At 75.5% G+C, this 593-nt stretch carries 1 protein-coding gene and 1 tRNA gene; both read right to left on the bottom strand.

The window, feature by feature from the left end:
• A partial coding sequence (locus DZG00_RS16275; RefSeq protein WP_445986053.1) for a DUF7059 domain-containing protein occupies positions 1–195 on the bottom strand: 195 nt, incomplete at its 3' end.
• Positions 196–284: 89 nt separating this feature from the next.
• Positions 285–357: transfer RNA gene (locus DZG00_RS16270), tRNA-Ala, on the bottom strand.
• Positions 358–593 lie beyond the last annotated feature (236 nt).

Raw genomic sequence — 593 nt, 5'->3', positions numbered from 1 at the left:
GCCGTCGGCGGTGCGCGCGGCGGCGACGGCGCGGCGGGCCGGGATCCGGTTCCCCCGGTGCAGCGCCTGCCCTGCCGCGTCGCCCCACACGTCGAGCGCCGACGCGAGCGTGAACGGCGCCGCCTCGAGGTCGTTGCGGAGCGCCAGGACCTCCGGGGTCGCGATGGTCACGGACGGGATCGCGGGGCGGGGCACCGGTCGAGCCTAACGGGGGCGCCTCGCTGCCGGCGCATCGGCGGCATGCCGCCCGGACAAGCAAAAACCCCGCCGGAGCGGGGTTCTTGTGGACCTAAGGAGATTCGAACTCCTGACCTCCTCGATGCGAACGAGGCGCGCTACCAACTGCGCCATAGGCCCTGACAACTCCACGAGACTACCACGTCGCGGGGAGCCCTCCGAACCGCGCGGGCGGGAGGAGGAGGAGTCAGCCGACGGCCCGGCGGCGACGCAGGACCTCGTCGAGGTCGCCCATGCCGGGCTCCGCGTCGTCGACGATGCCCATGCGGGAGAAGCGGCTGTCCGGCGCCGTGCGCGCGGCGGGCGCGGCCGGCGCGGCTGCGGCGGGCTCCTCCTCGGCGGACAGCCGGGCGACC

The organism is Clavibacter lycopersici (assembly GCF_003576405.1).
Classification (GTDB): domain Bacteria; phylum Actinomycetota; class Actinomycetes; order Actinomycetales; family Microbacteriaceae; genus Clavibacter; species Clavibacter lycopersici.
Note: the sequence above shows the minus strand (reverse complement) of the source record. Positions and strands in the feature narration are given on the sequence as shown.